Origin of the sequence: Desulfoplanes formicivorans, from assembly GCF_001748225.1 — a bacterium.
In the GTDB taxonomy this organism is placed as follows: Bacteria; Desulfobacterota; Desulfovibrionia; order Desulfovibrionales; family Desulfomicrobiaceae; genus Desulfoplanes; species Desulfoplanes formicivorans.
In genome coordinates this window covers 129,811-147,372 of the sequence record NZ_BDFE01000015.1, presented here as the reverse complement: position 1 = coordinate 147,372, position 17,562 = coordinate 129,811, and the positions used below count along the sequence as shown (strand labels likewise).

The following is a 17,562-nucleotide window of genomic DNA, read 5'->3' as shown; positions in this document are numbered from 1 at the left end:
AGAGACCAAAGGATTCAATACCAGGGGACCGCGTTTCGGGTCCCGGGGGGAGTAAGAAGACGTGCATATACTGTTAGTTGATGATGAAGAGGAATTGGTAAGTACCCTGGCCGAGCGTCTGGGGTTTCGGGGCATACGCGCCGAGTGGGCCACCTCCGGGGAAAAGGCCCTTGAGCTTGTGCAGGAAAAGGATTTTGATATCGCGGTGTTGGATGTGAAAATGCCCAAGACCAGCGGGCTTGAACTCATGGGTATGCTCAAGGAAAAGTCTCCTGGGCTGCGGTTCATCTTTGTGACCGGCCATGGTTCGGAATCGGATTTTCGGCAGGGGCGCGAAAGCGGGGCCTCGTTCTATCTCATGAAACCCCTGAAACTGGAGGTCCTGGTGGATACCCTGGAAAAGACCATGGCCGGGAAGACGCAGGATCAAGGAGACCATCTGTCATGACCACCTCTGAGGTTGCAAACCACGCGTGCCACCAGAAGGACGAGCTTGCTTTTTTCGGCCGGATGTGCGCCAGCATTTCCCACGAGATCAAGAACTGCCTGGCGGTGATCAACGAACAAAACGGATTGCATGAAGATCTGCTCATGCTGCAGCAGCAGGGGCGGGAACTGCCCGTGGAGCGGGTTCTGCGGATCAACCAGACCATTGGCGAGCAGGTGCAGCGCATGGACTGTATTGTCAAACGGCTGAACCGGTTTGCCCACAGCCCTGATCATGTGGAGGAACGCATTGATCTCGGGGAGTTGTGTGCCTATGTCCTTGAGCTGTGCAGACGGTTTGCCACCAATCGGGGCGTTGTGATGACCTGTGAGGCGGATGCACCTGTTGTCATCAAGGCCCAGCCGTTTCTGGTCATGCACTTGCTGGTGACCTGTCTCGAACATCTCCTGTCTGTGGTTGCTTCCGGGGAAACCATTGCCTTGCAGGTTGTCCAGGACGACCAGGGGCCGATTATTGCAATCAGGCCCGGTTTGGAGCATACTCCTGTTGCCATTCAGTCTCTTGCCGTTGCTGTCGGCGCTGTTGTCGAGCGGGAGGACGGTGGAGACAAGGCGGCAACCAGGCTGCGTTTTCGGAGTGTTTGAAACTCAAGGGCTGCGCACCACGTCGTATCCCGGCCAGGAAAGTAAATGGCCTTGCCTGAACACGGTTCATGGTCAACGTGAACGAGGAAGACGAAAAAAGGAGAGACTATGTCCAGGGAAAAGGTATTGCTTGTTGATGACGAAAAGGATTTTTTGAGTGCCTTGGCTGAAAGGATGCAGGTGCGTGGCATGGACGTGGCCACGGCAACCACCGGGCAGCAGGCCCTTGAGATGGTGGGGACGGATTCCTATGATGCCATTGTGCTTGATCTTCAGCTACCGGATATTGATGGATTGGAAACCTTGAAGGCGATCAAGGCCAGCCATCCCGAGGCCCAGATCATTCTGCTCACGGGTCATGCCACGGTGGAAAAAGGGATCGAGGCCATGAAGATCGGGGCCACGGATTTTTTGGAAAAACCGGCTGACCTCAAAGCCCTGACGGAAAAGATCGCAGCGGCCAAGGAAAAAAAGATGCTCATCGTCCAGAAGAAGAACGAAAAAAAGATCAATGAAATTCTGGAATCCAAGGGGTGGTGATGGGTATTTTCCCTTAGACTCTGTTTCCAAGAAGCCGTCGCAAGACGGCTTTTTTATTGGGAAAAAAGGTTCCCGAGCTTTGTGGACCAAGCCCGTGACGGGCACTAGGGGGCCGGGATCAGGCGGCTGCGTGGTCATTTCCTGGATTGTCAGGCGCGATGGGTCATGACGGAAGAAGGGATGGGGCTTCCGCCGTTTTCAGGTCATGGGCTCAAGAACGTCTGCCCCGCCTTGTACCAGGGCCGAGGTGAATCGGGCAAGAAGATCCGATTGGCGGCTCCAGGTGTGCCAGAACAGCGGGATGGGCATGGCCTTCCCCGGGGCGCACTCCGCAAGGCTGTCCGCTTCCCGGAGTTTCTTCATCTGCAGATCAGGGATGAGTCCGTACCCATGTCCCTGCATGATGACCCGGACGAATTGTTCGGAAGACGGGATGTAATGGGCCGGAAAGGCATGGGAAAATTCCGGAAACAGGGAGCAGAGCATGGCGTGGTGCAGCCCGTCCCTGCGGTTGAAGATTACGGCCGGAGCACGGGTTGCCGCTTCCCGGGTCAATCCGTTGGGAAACCAGGTCGCCATAAAGTCTGGCGTGGCCATGAGCCTGTAGGTCATGACGCCCAGGGGGTGGGCCGTGCATCCTGCCGGGGGCTCGGCCTTGGAACTGATGCATCCGATGACATCGCCGTTGGCAAGGAGTTGGTGGGTGATGTCCTGGTCCTTGACGAGCAGGTCCAGCAGAACGTGCTCCCGGTCCAGAAACGGGCGGATGGCAGGGAGAAACCAGGTGGCCAGGCTGTCGGCATTGATCCCGAGGACCAGGGAGATGAATCCGTCCCGGGGGCGGAGCAGGAAAACGTCTTCAAGGTCGCTTTCCAGGCTTTGGACCATGCGGAAATGCTTGAGCACCTTTTGTCCGGCCGGGGTCGGCCGGGGAGGGGCTCCCCGGATGAGCAGCGTCTGCCCGGTCTGTTCCTCCAGGGTCCTGATGCGGTGGGAGATTGCGGACTGGGTCAGGTGCAGGGTGGTTGCGGCCTTGTCAAAGCCTTCTTCCTGGACAACGGCTGCCAGGGCCTCAAGCAGTTTGTAATCAAGCATGATGGTATGCCGGGTTGGAAGTGTGAGTGCAATGTGGGATGGTGCTGGTCATGAAAAAATTTTGATCGCCTTGCAAAAGATTTGCTGTCTCCTTGTCCGGGAACAGGCTATGGTTGCCGGATTCTGTGTACAAACCAAGGAGATCATATGCATTCTGCTTTTTGGGAAGGGTTTGGCGTGGGCGGTGGCCTGATTGTGGCCATTGGCGCGCAAAACGCCTTTGTTCTCACCCAGGGGGTGCGCCGCAACTTCCACTATCTGGTCGCTGGAATCTGTTTCGTGTTTGATGTCCTGTTCATCAGTCTCGGTGTTGTGGGTGTCGGAGCCGCAGCCCTGGCCCGTCCCGGTCTGGTGAGCTGGCTGGGATGGCTGGGAAGCCTGTTCCTGTTCTGGTGCGGTTGGCGCGCTCTGATGTCGGCCCTGCGCGGCGGGCAGTTGGACATGGCCGAGGCGGGGCGTCTGACCATGAAAGGGGCGGTGGTAACCACCCTTGCCGTGACTCTGCTCAATCCCCATGTCTATCTGGATACCATCCTTTTTCTGGGAGGGATCAGCACGCAGTTCGCTGGAACCGGACGATACCTGTTCGGTCTGGGAGCGGCCACTGCCTCGTTTTGCTGGTTTTTCAGCCTGAGTTTTGGCGGCCAGTTTCTGGCTCCCCTGTTCAAAAAGCCCCTTACCTGGCGGTTTCTCGACGGGTTTGTCTGCCTGACCATGTGGGGGATCGCCGTCACCATGGTCCTTCGTCAGCTGATGCCTTCCCTGTCCGCGCACTGATCGGGATGAGCCCGCGCCTTTTGTCCAGGGATCGGTATCAGGTCATGAACTGGAAGTGTCTTCCCGGAAGGTGACATGGAACGGGACCGTGTCCCGGAGATGGACGTCCATCTGGGGGAAGGAGATTTCGATACCCGCCTGGGCAAAGGCATGGTTCACGGCCTCGTGCAGATCCGAAAGGGTGGACAGGGAAAAATCAATGTGATCCACCCAGACCCTGAGGACAAAGTCCAGGGAGCTGGCTCCAAATGCCTTGAACAGGACCGCGGGCGCTGGGTCGGCAAGAACGTGGGCATGCTCCTTGGCCACGCGGAGCAGCGTTGTTTTGACCAGCTCGATATCCGATCCATAGGCCACGCCCACCTGCAGGTCCCGGCGCAGCCGGCAGTCTCCGCGATGGGTCCAATTGGTCAACCGGCCGGAGATGAGCTCGGAATTGGGAACAAAAATGATGGAATTGTCAAATGTCCGGATTTCCGTGTTGCGGATGTTGATTTTGAGGACGCTGCCCCAGAGCTGGTCGATCTGAATGACATCCCCGGCCTGGATGGTTCGTCCGAACAGCAGGATCAGTCCGCTGATAAAGTTGTTGGTCAGGTTCTGTAGACCGAAACCGATACCCACGGAAAGACCACCTGCAATGACCGCCAGGGAGGTCAGCCTGATGCCCATGATGTTCACGGCAATGATCCCGCTGATGATCCAGATGGCATAACCCCCTGTGGTTCGCAGGGATGCGATGATGCCGGGATCAATCCTGGACCAGCGGAAGTATTTCTGGTCCAGAATCTGTCCCCAGATGTTTCCAAAGGCATGGGTCAGATAGAACAGGACAATGATCACGGCGAAACGAAAAAAGTTCAGGGAGTATTCGCCCCAGCTCAGATTCATGGTGGAAATGCGCTGGAACACGAAATCACTGCCCATGTGCATGGTCAGCCAGCCCAGGATGGCCGAGATACCAAGAATCCAGATCAGGGGGGAGCCAAACCCGACCACAAGGCTTTTGACAATGGTCATGGTCAGGGTGGCTGGAAGCCGTTCAACACTGATCCTGAGCCAGCTGGTGACCACGATGACGACCTGCAGGAACAGGCAGGTCAGTGCCCCTATCTGGGCCAGAAGCAGGGAAAGCTGCAAAAGGCCGAACAGGGCCAGAACAAGAAGGATCAGACAGATGGTCGGCGTGATTCCGGCTATGGCCCTTTCCAGGAAAAAGGGGGCCTGGAGTCTGCGCGCCAGGGCCATGGCCGCGCCCAGTACAAACAGCCAGACCAGCGAGGCCAGAACCTGAGGCAGATCCAGCAGCTGCAGGATGGTGGCTCCGGCAAACAGGAGAAACACCGGGCGCAAGGGCGACATGTAGCCCACGGCCTGTTCGAACATCCTGCCGGTCCAGGCCGCGCGCATGATGGCATAGAACAGGGTCAGATAGATGAGGCCCAGTTGCAATGTGGTCTGGCGGTAGCCTGCCGTGAAAAAGGCGCTCAACAGGGCAAGGGCCAGGGAACCCCATATCCAGGGAATGTGGATGTGACTTGCCGACCGGGCCTTGATCATGCGCTGCCAGATGACTGTTCGGCGCAATCCCAGAAACAGGGCCGTCAGGATCAGAATCCAGTAGACAAGCACCTTGCCGACCCAGTCGATCCACTCCCCGCTGGAGCCGGGCAGCTGGATCCGCAGCAGGGTGGGGAGTTCGGCGATCCAGGCTTTCAGTTCGGAAGGCGCGTCCTGCCACGATTTTCTGTCCAGCAGATTGTCCCTGGGCGAGAAGAGCAGCCGTTTCCAGAACCCCGGAAGGACCTTTTCTATGGAGACAAGGGTTTCCTGGGCCCGGTCATCCAGTGCCTTGATGGCTTCCAGTGCCTTGCCCAGTCTGACCTGGTGCTGCTTGATTTCCTTTTCGCTTTGAGTCAGGGCGCGTTTGAGGTCTGCCAGCTTGCTCTGCAGGGAAGAAGGCAGTTCCCTGGTCCAGGGCTGATCAGTTTCCATGGCCAACAGGCCGATCTTGTTCTGGCGGGCGCTCAATTCATGGAACAGGTTTTCAGCCGGGCCGCGTGTTTCCCGTATCTCCTTGCGCAGGCTTTTCAGGTCCTGAAGAATGCCCCTGGTTTCATACGGTTTTCCCTGGACGATCCTGGCCATGCCCTTGATCTGGCGGAGTTCCTGTTCGAGTCGGAGCTGGGTGGTTGCCAGGTTGGCAAGTGTTTTCCGGACCTGGGCTGAGGTCTCTGCGCGGGCATCAATGAATTCCTGGATTTCACCAAGGGTTGCGTCAAAATAGGTGGCAATCCTGGCCTCCTCGGTGGCCGTGGTTTCCAGGTCATGTTTGGACGGTGTGTCCTGGGCAAGGGCGTATCCGGGGATACGCCCTGCAATGGCCAGCAGAGTCAGGAAAAGGGCTGTCAGCCAGAATCGAAAACCGGGACGTTGAAGGGAGTGCATGGTCTGGTCCTGTTGGCGGGTGAAGGTAAAACGCATGAAACATCAAGGTTGATCGACACATGGCCGGGACTGTTTGCTGAACATGATCCGGTGTCGGGGTGCGGGCATCCCCCGGATGCCCCGGGACAAAAGGGATAGTCCTCAGGGATATGGTGTCTGTACCCCCTGTCATGTCAGGATTCCTGATGCCTGAAAAGGGTTGCTCTGCCCCCGGGCGTCTGCTCCTGATCCGTTTATGCTGTCGGTCTGCCTGCTGTGGAGTCTTTGTCTGACACGGCCTGAGTCTCTTTGGGCTCGGGCCGCGTCTGTTTGCGGCGACGTCTTCGGGGGCGGTTCATGTCCGCCAATTCTGCCAGTTCGGCCAATCTTTCGTCAACGGCCTCGTAAAGGGAGCCCTTGGAAAAGCCCCCGTGCTTGAGGCGTCTGCCGGGTTTGACGCCCGTCAGGATTTCCATGGCCTCTTCAATGGTCCTGACCGCGTAGATGTGAAACATGCCCTGTTCCACGGCCTTGACCACCTCGTCCCCGAGCATGAGCTGGGGCTTGTTGTCCCAGGGAATGAGCACGCCCTGGTCGCCGGTAAGGCCCCGACGTTTGCAGACATTGAAAAAGCCTTCGATCTTGCGGGTAACCTCGCCCACGGCCAGGATGGCCCCTGATTGGGAAATGGCCCCGGTAAAGGCCAAGTTGAGTCGGATGGGCACATTGGCCAGAGCAGAGAGCAGGGCTGCCAGTTCCGCGCCCGAGGCCGAATCCCCGTCCACATGGGCGTAGCTCTGTTCAAAACACAGGCTTCCGGTGAGCACCAGGGGCTTGTCCTGGGCAAAGAGATCCAGAAGATAGCTTTTGAGGATCATCATCCCCTTGGTGTGAATGGGGCCACCCAGTTCGGCTTCTCGTTCCAGATCCAGGATGCCGCCGTGACCGACACCCACGGTACACGAAATCTCGTGGGGCAGACCCAGGACATAGTCGCCTATCTGGCTCACGGACAATCCATTGGCCCGTCCGACTTCCTCCCCCTGGGTACGCACCTTGATCACGGTCCGGTCGTACTCGTGCAGGAACTCCTCTTCATACAGATTGAGCCGGTACTCGCCCGCCCTGAGGGTTTCGTTGACCAGGTCCACGGTGACCGTGGATTGGGAACGCATTGTACGCAGGGCATCGGCCTCGATCATGATTTCCCGCATGCGGGAAAAGAGCAGGGACAACCGTTCCTGATCCTGGGCCAGTCGCGACGAGTGATCCACAAGCCGGGCCAGGGCCTCCTTGGTAAAGGGGTGCAATCCGTTTTCCGTGATAATGTGACGCAATGCACCCACATAGGCGGCCACGGTCTCGGGGGTCCGGAATACGGTTTCCTGGATATGGGCCTTGATCTTGAAATATTTTCTGAACCGTTCCTCCTGCTCCAGGAGCATTTCGTACATCTCGTCATCACCGATGAGAACGATCTTCAGGTCCATGGGGATGGGTTCGGGCTCAATGGTTTTGGTCCGGATGAGATCATAGTGGTCAGTGGGGTCTTCCACGCGCAAACGGGCCGACCTGAGACAGCGCAACAGCCCTTCCCAGGCCACGGGATGGGCCAGAAGATCATTGACATACAAAATCAGATACCCCCCATTGGCCCGATGGATGCTGCCCGCCTTGATGAGCGTGTAGTCCGTGTAGTAGGTTCCCCATTCGGTTTCCCGTTCGATACAGCCGAGAAGATTGAAAAATCCCGGGTTGGTCTCGAAAATGACAGGTGCACCCTGCTGATCCCCGTTGTCCACAAACAGGTTGATGTCGTAGCGTTGAAAAAAGTTGGCCATGTCCGGGGGAAAATCCTGGGTTCCTTCGGGCGAGCCGGGTTTTTCCCGTTCCCGGAATTTGTCCAGATGTTCCTCGATATCCCTGATCAGATCCTTGAGATACGTAGTGACTTCTCCGTTGGCGGCAAACTCCCTTGCCAGCTCCTCCAGATCGCTTGTAGCCACTGACCGGGCCACTTCCCGTTCCAGTTCCCGTTCCTGATCCCTGAAGACTTGTTCTTCCTTGTTGATCTGTCTGGAAAGATCTATGACCTCGTCCATGATGGCGGAACTCTGCTGCTTGAGATCCTGGCGCAGGGTACGGTCCAGACGTTCGTATTCGTCGGGGGCAAGTACCTTGCCTTCCACCAGGGGGTACAGGGACAAGGAGCCGTCTTCGTCGGCATGGAGGCTGAAGCCCCTGGCATTGGCCCGGGCTTCCATGGTTTCGAGAAGTTTGTCCCTCTTGAGATTGTAGGCATTGATGAGGGCGTCATGCCTTGTGACATAGGATTCGTGTTCATATCGGGCAGGAAGGTCGTGGCGAATGTTCCGGATCGCCTTGGCGAGCTCCTGCTTGAGTTTTCTCCCCTGGCCTGGGTCCAGGGCGATGACCCGGGGGCGATCCGGATCCTTGAAATTAAAGGTATATATCCAGTCCGAAGGGACGGGTTCTTGTGCGGCCAGGGGGGCGAGAAAATTTTTCACCAGATAACTGCGTCCCAGTCCCGGTTCTCCGGCAAGATAGATGTTGTATTCAACGGTTCTGATGTTGAGTGCGAGCTTGAGGGCCTGCAGGGCGCGGGGTTGGAAGGGACGCAGCCCCTCGGGCCTTGGGGCGCGTGCGGGCACCTTGCGCGGATTGAGTCGGGTTGTGAGCTGGTTGGCCTTGAGTCGGCAGGTTCGTTTTGACATGCGTTTTCCAGATGATGAGGTCCCCGAAGATTGCTTGACAGGACGCCTTTTCGGGGGAAAAAAGGCCGTCGCAAAAAGAGCTTGCCGGACCAGAGCCCGTGCGAAGCTCGTTGGCTTATAAGGAGTGCCCCGACGGGAAGCAAGCTTCGGTCGTTGGGCCGGGGCGGCAGAAAATCCCGTTTGTTCGGGGCCGGGAAGGGCTGTGTCACCCGGGACAGCAGGAAAAAAAGGATAAAAAACACGATTCATGCGTTGACTTGGCCAAGGTCTCTGTGGTAGCTCTGCGCATCTTGTGAATGTTTGCGCGATCTCCGTGCAGACCAGTCTTTTTGGGAACCCCCGAGTGAAAACCATGTTCTTTCAAAAGAAGAATAGGAAAGATCGAAACTATTTCGCGACGCTGGGCAACATGAGCGTTGTCGGGATCAATCTTGTGACCTGCACCTTTGTCGGGCTGGCCATGGGGTATTTTCTGGACAAATGGCTCGGAACCAAACCCTGGTGTCTGCTCATCTTTCTGGTTTTCGGAATCGCCGCAGGGTTCAAGAATATGTATCTGGAAGTCAAGAAGCTTCAGGAACAGGATGGGGGCAGGGGTACACATGGCAACAACGGCCATTGATCGTTACCTTTTCAGGCACGGTTTCAGGAATGAAGAAGTGCGCTGGCTTGTTCGCAACCAGATTGTTCTGACGCTGGTCCTGCTGGTCCTTCTGCCTGCCGGCCTGCTGGTTGCCTGGCCCCTTGATGTTGTTGCCGGCGGGTTGATCGGAACCCTGAATTTTTATGCTCTGGCCAAGGTGATTCAGGGGTTGATCTTTCTTCATCAGGGGTCAGTGTCTCTCTTGCTGTTCGGCTTTTACACCCGTCTTGGCTTGACCGGTGTGGCATTGTACGTACTTATCGTCTGGTGCGGGGCCTCGGTGGTGGCGTTGCTGGCGGGCCTGTCACTGGTGTTGGTCAATATCTTGATGTATGGCGCGAAATATTTCGTAGGGCAAAAATTGAAGGAGGCTTAGGACGATGGCGGCTAATCTGCACCCGATCTTTCTCGTGGAAGAAGCGGTCAAACTTGTTGCACCCTTTCTCGTGGATGCACACGGGCACTTGTTGATCCCCAACAATGTTCTGTATGCGTGGACAATCATGGCCGGGCTTTTTATTGTCGGCTGGATGGCCAGCAAGAAAATTTCAATGGTTCCCGGCGGATTTCAGAACTTCTTCGAGTTTTTGATCGGATCCCTGGAAGATTTTGTCGTGGCCAACATGGGTGAGAACGGCCGGAAGGTGTTTCCGGTGTTGTGTACCCTGTTCATCTTCATCCTGTGCAGCAACCTCTTTGGCATGCTTCCCGGCGGTGATGCCCCCACGGCCAACGTGAACACCAACGCGGCCATGGCCGTATTTGTCTTCCTGTACTACAATTTCTGGGGCTTCAAGCTGCACGGGCTCAAGTACATCAAGCACTTCATGGGCCCCTTCTGGTGGCTGGCTCCGCTGATGTTCCCCATTGAGATCATCAGTCACTTTGCCCGTCCTCTTTCGCTGACCCTCAGGCTTTTCGGAAATATCATGGGTGAAGACATCGTCTTGGCCTTGCTCTTCATCCTGGCTCCGGTGGTCTCCACTCTGCCCATGTGTTTCCTGTTCCTCTTGGCCGACTGCATCCAGGCATTTGTCTTCTTCATGCTCAGCCTGGTCTATCTGCAGGGTGCCTTTTCCGAAGCCCACTAATATCGGGGAAATGGTCGTTCGACCACAACTATATAACATCGTTTGGAGGAAAGTATCATGCGTAAAGGTCTTATGGTTGTTCTGAGCACAATTGCCATGGTTGCAGTCGCTGGTGCCGCTTTTGCCGCTGAAGCCGCTCCTTCCGTTATCTCCATGACTTCTCTGGCCACTGCTCTTGGTATGGCTCTTGCCGCTGCCGGTTGTGGTATTGGTCAGGGCCTTGGTCTCAAGGCTGCCTGTGAAGGTACCGCCCGTAATCCCGAAGCTTCCGGTAAGATCACCGTCACCATGCTCGTTGGTCTGGCCATGATCGAATCTCTGGCCATCTACGCTCTGGTTGTCAATCTGATCCTGCTCTTTGCCAATCCTTTCATTGGCTAGACTGATCGCTTGTTTTCCGGAAAGGGAGGCTTTTCGCGAGCCTCCCTTTCATGTCTTGGTGTTTGTTCAAAATTTCACGTAATACGTAGATAGCAGGTACATTCGGTGAAGAGCACACGCATACCACGAGCTACCATCCAGCGTTTGGCCGCCTATGTCCAGATCCTGGAGACCTTGAGCCAGGAAGGGGAAAAGGTTATTTCTTCCGAGGGACTGGCAAGGGCTTGCGGAGTCAATCCTTCACAGATCCGCAAGGATCTTGCCTATTTTGGCGAATTTGGAGTCCGTGGTGTCGGATACTATGTCCAGGATCTGCTCACGGCCATCAAACAGTCCCTGGGGATTGACCGGATCTGGAATGTGGCTCTCGTGGGGGTTGGCAACCTTGGCAGGGCCCTGTTGCGGCACAAGATTCTGCGCAAACGCGGGTTCATGGTCGTGGGGGCCTTTGATTGTGATCCGTTCAAGATCGGTGAAGAAATCGCAGGGCTTGAAGTGTACAGCTCCAAGCGGTTGCAGGAGCTTGCCCAGGAGCTCAACGTTGAAATCGGGGTCATCACCACGCCGCCCAAGCGGGCCCAGCGGGCTGCCAATTATCTGGTTGAAGCGGGCGTCAAGGGGATCGTGAATTTTGCTCCGGTACGCATTGATGTGCCGGAAAATGTTGCCGTGGAATATGTTGATTTTATCCACCATCTGTTTTCCGTGGCCTTCAATATCTCCCTGAATCTTTCCAAAGGCCTTTTCTAGCGGTTCAACAACATTTCCTTTTTCCCGATACAATGCCAGGACGCTTTGCAGGCAGGCGCATTTTTGCGCTTGCTATTTTTGTTTTTGAGTGCTAGCCAATCCGTTTCCTAGAATAACGGAGGTAGACATGAAAGAAAAAATTCATCCCAAGACGTATAATACAAAGGTACGCTGCCATTGCGGCTTTGAATTCGACACCCAGTCTACTGTGGGTGAAACCATTGAAGTTGAAATCTGTTCCCATTGCCATCCCTTTTTCACCGGCGAGCAGAAGTTCATTGATACGGCTGGCCGTATCGACAGATTCCGCAAGAAATATGCAAAGTTTGTCAAAGAAGGTAACAAGTAGGTGATTTTTCTGGCCTTGCGCAGTGCATGCAAGCCTGCAGTGGGGAAGGTCAATGATTAACACGTTGGCAGTATGGCAAGTCCAGGGATTCCCTTTGAAAGGACCCTGGACTTGCTGTCTGGATACGATGCAGGATGAACCATGTTCGGAAAGCTTGAAGACATAGAACGGAAATTCAGGGAAATCGAGCGGGAACTCAGCTCGCCTGAAGTGTTCAACGACAAGGAACGGTATGCCAAGCTGACCAAGCGACATGCCGAACTTTCCGAAATCGTGGCCGTGTTCGAGGAGTACAAATCCATCCACACGCAGCTTGCTGAAAATGACGAGATGCTCAAGGATGCCGACCCCGAAATCAGAGAGCTGGCCGCCATGGAGCGCAGCGAGCTGGAAGAACAGATACAGGCACTGGACGCAAAGCTTCAGGTTTTGCTCACTCCCAAGGACCCCCTGGATTCCAAGAATATCATCCTTGAAATCCGGGCCGGTACCGGTGGCGAGGAAGCGGCCCTGTTTGCCGCGGATCTGTTCCGGATGTACAACCGGTACGCGGAAATCATGGGTTGGAAGGTGGAACTCATGGACGCCAACGAGACCGGTACAGGCGGGTTCAAGGAGGTTGTTGCCTCCATCACGGGCAAACAGGTTTACAGTCGCCTCAAGTTTGAATCAGGAACCCATCGGGTGCAGCGGGTGCCGGCCACGGAATCCCAGGGACGTGTGCATACCTCGGCCGTGACTGTTGCGGTTCTTCCCGAAGCCGAAGAAGTGGAAGTGAATATCCGTCAGGAAGATCTGCGCATTGATGTGTACCGGGCGTCGGGTCCGGGTGGTCAGTGTGTCAACACCACGGATTCGGCTGTGCGCATCACGCACATTCCCACGGGACTGGTGGTGACCTGCCAGGATCAGAAATCCCAGATCAAGAACAAGGCCAAGGCCATGACCGTGCTGCGTGCCCGGCTTTTCCAGAAAGCCCAGGACGAGCAGCAAAGCGAGTACAATGCCCAGCGCAAATCCCAAGTGGGTAGTGGCGACCGTTCCGAACGCATCCGGACCTACAATTTTCCCCAAGGCCGGGTTACGGATCATCGCATCAACCTGACCCTGTACAATCTTGACCATGTCATGCAGGGGCATCTTGATGATGTTGTCGAACCCCTGATCCGGCACCACCAAACCCAAGCCATGCAGCAGGACGTTCAGCCGTAGCCGGGATATGCCCCACGTTCTGGAAATCCTCCGTCAGGCCGAAGCCCTGCTTGCCCACCACGCAGTCGATAGTCCGCGTCTTTCAGCCCAGATCCTTCTTGCCAAGGTTCTGGGCCTTTCACGTTTGGACCTTATGCTTGAGCCTTTGCAAGAGGTCAGTTCCCTCCAGCGCAAGGTTTTTGACCGTCTGGTGACCAGACGGTCCCGTGGAGAACCTGTTGCCTATCTCGTGGGGCACAAGGAATTCTATGGGCTTGATTTCATGGTCGATCACCGGGTGCTCATTCCCCGGCCGGAAACAGAAGAGCTGGTGGAGCATCTTCACACGACCCTTGATCCTGATGCCGCTTTTGTTTTTGCCGACGTGGGCACGGGGAGCGGGGCCCTTGCCGTGACCCTGGCGCACCTTTTTCCTCGTGCCCGGGGTGTTGCCGTGGATATTGATGCAGGAGCCCTTGACGTGGCCCGTCACAATGCCCGGAAACACGGTGTTCTTGAAAGACTCATGATGGTACGTGGTGACCTGGCAACATCTCTGCTTCCCTTGTCTCTGGATCTTGTGGTCACCAACCCCCCGTATGTCAGTGATGCGGAATATGCCGATCTCAGTCGCGAAGTTGCGGAGTTCGAGCCCCAAAAGGCCCTTGTGGCTGGCCCGGACGGCATGGATTGCCTGCGTCGTATCGAGGCCCAGGCGCGAACCGTTCTCAAGCCACAAGGGAGCTTGTGGGCGGAAATGGGATGGAAACAGGGCGGGTTGGTCAGCAGACTTTTTGGCAACTGGGCTGAGTGCACCGTGTACAAGGATCTGGGAGGCAGGGATCGGTTCGTGCACGCGATCCTCTAAAGGAGGTGCTGCAGCCATGGCCTCATGCCATGGATACCAGGATGTCGGCCAGCGTGGCGGCATTGATGGCTGCCCCCTTGTCCGGGTTCACCAGCTGGGTGGACAGAATGTGCAGGGGCAGGTTGTGCAGCAAGGCTAGGTCAAGCCCGCCAGGATAGACCCGGGGATCCGAATGGACAAGCACAAAGTCCAACACATCCTTGGGGGTGATGGTGGCGGGATCGTCCTGACACAAATAACGGATCAGGGTGCGAACCTGATCGGCCACACTCATGCCCAGGCATTCAGGATCTGTCCCGGTGCTGGGGATATATACCTTGGGGCAGGTGGCTGCACCAATGGCCCTGCCCACGCCCTGGGGAAGAAGATTGGCCACCAGGCTGGTATAGAAGCTGCCCATGGGAAAACAGATCAAATCGGCCGTTTGGATCAAATCGCTCACCCGGTCTGAAAGGGAGCAGGTCACCCTGTCGGGATGATCCAGGCTTGAACAGAAAAAAATATCGGCAATGGGGCTGGCAATGGGGGGGACTTCCTTACCGGTGAGGGCATGCTGTCCCAGGACGAGTGAGCCATCGGCAAGGCGGGCACCAAGATGCAGGTTGGCGTCAACAATGGTCGTGACATGGCCCCGCACCTTGATGAGGTTGGAAACCACGAACAAAATGGACTCGAGATCCCGGTCATTGGCAAGAAACCCGCCCGTAAGCACAAGATTGCCGATATTGGCGCCCCGCAGATCGAAAAAACGATCCATATTGTCGTAAAAGCGGCGGATATAGCGCCGGATAATGGTTTGCATGGGGCGCGGTATGATCCGGACCATGGGATGATCTCCGAAGATCATCTTATGGATTTCGCGCTCAAGTGCTCCCTGGGAGCTGTTTTTGGGCAGTCGGTGGGAGAACAGTGCCCTGATCTGGGGATTGCCACGCATGGACCGATCGGCCAGGGCCATGAGCCGGCTGCGGATGTCGCCGATGGCGGGCATGTCGAATTCTTTGCGCAGCACAGCCGAGCTCCCGCCCGAGTCGAACGGGGTGATGAGGTGAATGGAATTGTGGGTGTAGGTGACAAGCTCCCGGCAAAGGCCCTGCAAGGCAGATCCGCCTGAAAAAAAGAGGATTTTCGGGCCAATATCCGGGGTTCGCGCATACCGTTCCAACACGGTTGGATCGGGCAGATTGCGTCGTTGTGTGAATTCGGCCTGCATGGGATGAACATCACTCCTGATCTTCAGCCTGGTCTTCAAGCTGGCGCCAGTACTTGCACCCCTTTTCCGGGCAGGCGAGATGAAGCCCCCGCGATTTGGTTGTCTTGCGAACAAGGATCTTGGATCCGCAATCCGGACAGGTCTCGGCTACGGGCCAGTCCCAGACGGCATAGTCGCACTTGGGATACTGGTTGCAGGCGTAAAAGACCTTGCCCCTGCGAGAGCTTTTTTCCACCAGCTCGCCGTTGCAATCCTCTCTGGGGCAGGGAACACCCGTGGAAAAAGATTGGGTGTACCGGCAGTCGGGGTACTTGCTGCAGGCAATGAACCTGCTTCCTGTGCGGGCCTTCTTGAGGATGAGATCGCCGCCGCACTGGGGGCATGTGCCCATTTTTTTGCCGGCGTCCTTGTCGGTTTCAATGTGGATGGTTCCCTTTTCGTCTCGGGAATAATTGCTGGTGAAATTGCAGGAAGGATAGGCGGAACAGGCCAGAAAGGGACCGTTTTTGCCGAATTTGATGACCAGGGGTTTGGCGCATTTGGGACAGGGAATATCGGTTTCCAGTCCCGCCTTGATGGCAGCCATTTCCTTGGTGGCCTTGTCCAGGGTGGGGTAGAAATCTTTGGCAAAGTCCTTAAGCAGGGCCACCCAGTCCCGACCGCCTTCAGCCACTTTGTCCAGGTCCTCTTCCATGTGGGCGGTAAAGTCCACGTCCATGAGCTGGGCAAAATGGGTGACCAGAAGGTCGCTGACCACCGTGCCCAGGTCCGTGGGCACGAAATGGCCCTGGCTTACGGCCACGTATTCCCGGTCCTTGAGGGTGGAAATGATGGTCGCGTAGGTGGATGGGCGGCCAATACCCAGCTTTTCCAGATTGCGCACCAGCGATGCCTCGGAAAACCGCGGCGGGGGCTGGGTGAACTTCTGCTCCTTGTTCAGCTTGCGCATGGTAAGGGCCATGCCCTGTTCCAGGCGGGGAAGTTCGATGTTGGCGGCTGCTGTTGTTTCGCTGGCAGGCTTGTGCATGATCTTGAGAAACCCGGGAAAGATGAGCCGTTCGCCCTTGGTTCTCCACAAGGTGTCCCCTGCCTTGACCGTGACCGTGGTGTCCCAGAATCGGGCGGCAGCCATCTGGGACGCCATGAACCGCTCCCAGATGAGGCTGTACAACCGGGCCTGCTCCCTGGAGACAAAATGCTCCACCTCCTGGGGCGTGAGCAGGGGATCAACGGGCCGGATGGCCTCATGGGCGTCCTGGGCGCTGCCCTTGGTCTTGAACCTTCGGGGCTTGTCGGGATAATATTCCGGGCCAAGGGTTTGGGTGATCCATGACTTGGCCGTTTCCATGGCCTCGTCGGAAATGCGCACGGAGTCGGTACGCATGTAGGTGATAAGGGCCGTGGTTCCCCGGTCCCCCAGGTCTACCCCTTCGTAGAGCTTCTGGGCGACCATCATGGTTCGTTTGGCGGAAAAACCCAAGCGGTTGCTGGCCTCCTGCTGCAGGGTGGAAGTGATGAAGGGGGGGCGGGGCTGGCGCTTGCGTTCCTTTTCAACGACCTTGTGGACGCTGAAATCAGCCTGGGCAATGGCTTGCTCAAGCGCCTGCGCCTGTTGGGCCGACCCGATTTGGGGGGTGGCTCCGTCGACTTTCCACAGCTGGCATTCAAAAGGCGGTGGTGTGGGTCCTTCGAGAAGCACGGAAAAAACCCAGAATTCCTCGGGCTTAAAAGCCTGGCGTTCCTTTTCTCGATCTACAATGAGCCTGAGGGCCACGGACTGGACCCGGCCGGCAGAGATGCCCCGCTTGACCTTTTTCCAGAGCAGGGGAGATATCTTGTACCCCACGATGCGATCGAGTATACGTCGGGCCTGCTGGGAGTCGAAAAGGTGTTTGTTCAGCTCGGAGGAGGAGGCCAGGGCCTGTTTCACGGCCCGGGCAGTGATCTCGTTGAAGCTGATTCTTTTTAGATTGCTGTTCTGCTTTTTGATGACCTCGGCAATGTGCCAGGCAATGGCCTCACCTTCGCGATCCGGGTCCGGGGCGAGATACACGGTTTCCGCCTTTTTGGCCGCGGCCCGCAATGTGCTGACCACCTTTTTCTTGCTCGGGATAATCTGATAATCCGGCGCAAAATCGTGTTCCTCGTCCACTCCGAGAACCTTGGTCGGCAGGTCGCGGATGTGTCCCACAGAGGCTTCTACAGCATAACCCTTGCCCAAAAACTTTTTGATCGTCTTCACCTTTGCAGGTGACTCGACTATGATTAAATCTTTTCCCATAATGGGGGGCGTATAGCTATGGACCAGCGCGAGGGCAAGGAAAAATTCCCGGCAGGGGGTTGCCTTGCTACCGCGCAGATCCCCATGGCAGCGGTATGACCGTTCGGCCGTGACCCCACAACCCAAGGA

Annotated in this window: 17 protein-coding genes; 12 read left to right on the top strand and 5 right to left on the bottom strand. The window is 56.5% G+C overall.

Going from position 1 to position 17,562, the window contains the following annotated elements:
* Nucleotides 1-61: 61 nt before the first annotated feature.
* From DPF_RS05635 to DPF_RS05625, 3 genes are all read left to right on the top strand, one after another.
* A complete protein-coding gene (locus DPF_RS05635; RefSeq protein ID WP_069857908.1) occupies nucleotides 62-448 on the top strand; it encodes a response regulator in 387 nt (128 codons plus the stop codon).
* Complete coding sequence (locus tag DPF_RS05630; protein ID WP_069857907.1) at nucleotides 445-1,092, top strand: ATP-binding protein; 648 nt, start codon at nucleotides 445-447, stop codon at nucleotides 1,090-1,092. The genes DPF_RS05635 and DPF_RS05630 overlap by 4 nt, the downstream gene beginning before the upstream one ends.
* Nucleotides 1,093-1,200: 108 nt before the next feature.
* Nucleotides 1,201-1,632 carry a response regulator gene (locus tag DPF_RS05625; protein ID WP_069857905.1) on the top strand — a complete coding sequence of 144 codons (432 nt, stop codon included), beginning with the start codon at nucleotides 1,201-1,203 and terminating at the stop codon, nucleotides 1,630-1,632.
* 198 nt (nucleotides 1,633-1,830) lie between these two features.
* Here DPF_RS05625 and DPF_RS05620 read toward each other — a convergent pair whose 3' ends face one another.
* Nucleotides 1,831-2,727 (bottom strand): LysR family transcriptional regulator ArgP, encoded by an 897-nt coding sequence (locus DPF_RS05620; protein ID WP_069857903.1) that lies wholly within the window; start codon nucleotides 2,725-2,727, stop codon nucleotides 1,831-1,833.
* Nucleotides 2,728-2,874: 147 nt separating this feature from the next.
* Here DPF_RS05620 and DPF_RS05610 point away from each other — a divergent pair, with 147 nt between their 5' ends.
* On the top strand, nucleotides 2,875-3,504 hold the full coding sequence (locus tag DPF_RS05610) for a LysE/ArgO family amino acid transporter (RefSeq protein WP_069857899.1): 630 nt from the start codon (nucleotides 2,875-2,877) through the stop codon (nucleotides 3,502-3,504).
* 42 nt (nucleotides 3,505-3,546) lie between these two features.
* Here the strand turns inward: DPF_RS05610 and DPF_RS05605 are convergent, their stop codons facing one another.
* Both DPF_RS05605 and DPF_RS05600 read right to left on the bottom strand, forming a co-directional pair.
* A complete protein-coding gene (locus DPF_RS05605; RefSeq protein WP_176724175.1) occupies nucleotides 3,547-5,952 on the bottom strand; it encodes a mechanosensitive ion channel domain-containing protein in 2,406 nt (801 codons plus the stop codon).
* Between the two features lie 233 nt (nucleotides 5,953-6,185).
* Nucleotides 6,186-8,666, bottom strand: a complete 2,481-nt coding sequence (locus DPF_RS05600; protein ID WP_069857895.1) for a Lon protease family protein — start codon at nucleotides 8,664-8,666, stop codon at nucleotides 6,186-6,188.
* Between the two features lie 409 nt (nucleotides 8,667-9,075).
* On the opposite strand from DPF_RS05600, the gene DPF_RS05595 reads away from it, so the two are divergent.
* From DPF_RS05595 to prmC, 8 genes are all read left to right on the top strand, one after another.
* Nucleotides 9,076-9,288, top strand: coding sequence for an AtpZ/AtpI family protein (locus DPF_RS05595; RefSeq protein ID WP_439951200.1), 213 nt, complete (start codon nucleotides 9,076-9,078; stop codon nucleotides 9,286-9,288).
* On the top strand, nucleotides 9,269-9,685 hold the full coding sequence (locus tag DPF_RS05590; protein ID WP_069857891.1) for an ATP synthase subunit I: 417 nt from the start codon (nucleotides 9,269-9,271) through the stop codon (nucleotides 9,683-9,685). The genes DPF_RS05595 and DPF_RS05590 overlap by 20 nt, the downstream gene beginning before the upstream one ends.
* Before the next feature lie 4 nt (nucleotides 9,686-9,689).
* On the top strand, nucleotides 9,690-10,400 hold the full coding sequence (atpB, locus tag DPF_RS05585; RefSeq protein ID WP_069857889.1) for a F0F1 ATP synthase subunit A: 711 nt from the start codon (nucleotides 9,690-9,692) through the stop codon (nucleotides 10,398-10,400).
* A gap of 57 nt (nucleotides 10,401-10,457) precedes the next feature.
* A complete protein-coding gene (gene atpE / locus DPF_RS05580; RefSeq protein WP_069857887.1) occupies nucleotides 10,458-10,781 on the top strand; it encodes an ATP synthase F0 subunit C in 324 nt (107 codons plus the stop codon).
* A gap of 105 nt (nucleotides 10,782-10,886) precedes the next feature.
* On the top strand, nucleotides 10,887-11,531 hold the full coding sequence (locus DPF_RS05575) for a redox-sensing transcriptional repressor Rex (RefSeq protein ID WP_069857885.1): 645 nt from the start codon (nucleotides 10,887-10,889) through the stop codon (nucleotides 11,529-11,531).
* Nucleotides 11,532-11,658: 127 nt separating this feature from the next.
* The gene (gene rpmE / locus DPF_RS05570) at nucleotides 11,659-11,880 is read left to right on the top strand and encodes a 50S ribosomal protein L31 (RefSeq protein ID WP_069857883.1); all 222 of its coding nucleotides are present in this window, start codon (nucleotides 11,659-11,661) and stop codon (nucleotides 11,878-11,880) included.
* Nucleotides 11,881-12,021: 141 nt separating this feature from the next.
* On the top strand, nucleotides 12,022-13,092 hold the full coding sequence (prfA, locus tag DPF_RS05565) for a peptide chain release factor 1 (protein ID WP_069857881.1): 1,071 nt from the start codon (nucleotides 12,022-12,024) through the stop codon (nucleotides 13,090-13,092).
* Nucleotides 13,093-13,099: 7 nt separating this feature from the next.
* Nucleotides 13,100-13,939 (top strand): peptide chain release factor N(5)-glutamine methyltransferase, encoded by an 840-nt coding sequence (prmC, locus tag DPF_RS05560; protein ID WP_069857879.1) that lies wholly within the window; start codon nucleotides 13,100-13,102, stop codon nucleotides 13,937-13,939.
* A gap of 22 nt (nucleotides 13,940-13,961) precedes the next feature.
* Here prmC and DPF_RS05555 read toward each other — a convergent pair whose 3' ends face one another.
* The gene (locus DPF_RS05555) at nucleotides 13,962-15,152 is read right to left on the bottom strand and encodes a GAK system CofD-like protein (protein ID WP_069857877.1); all 1,191 of its coding nucleotides are present in this window, start codon (nucleotides 15,150-15,152) and stop codon (nucleotides 13,962-13,964) included.
* Between the two features lie 10 nt (nucleotides 15,153-15,162).
* Entirely contained in the window at nucleotides 15,163-17,433 is a 2,271-nt protein-coding gene (topA, locus tag DPF_RS05550) for a type I DNA topoisomerase (protein ID WP_069858758.1), read from the bottom strand.
* Nucleotides 17,434-17,562: the final 129 nt, after the last annotated feature.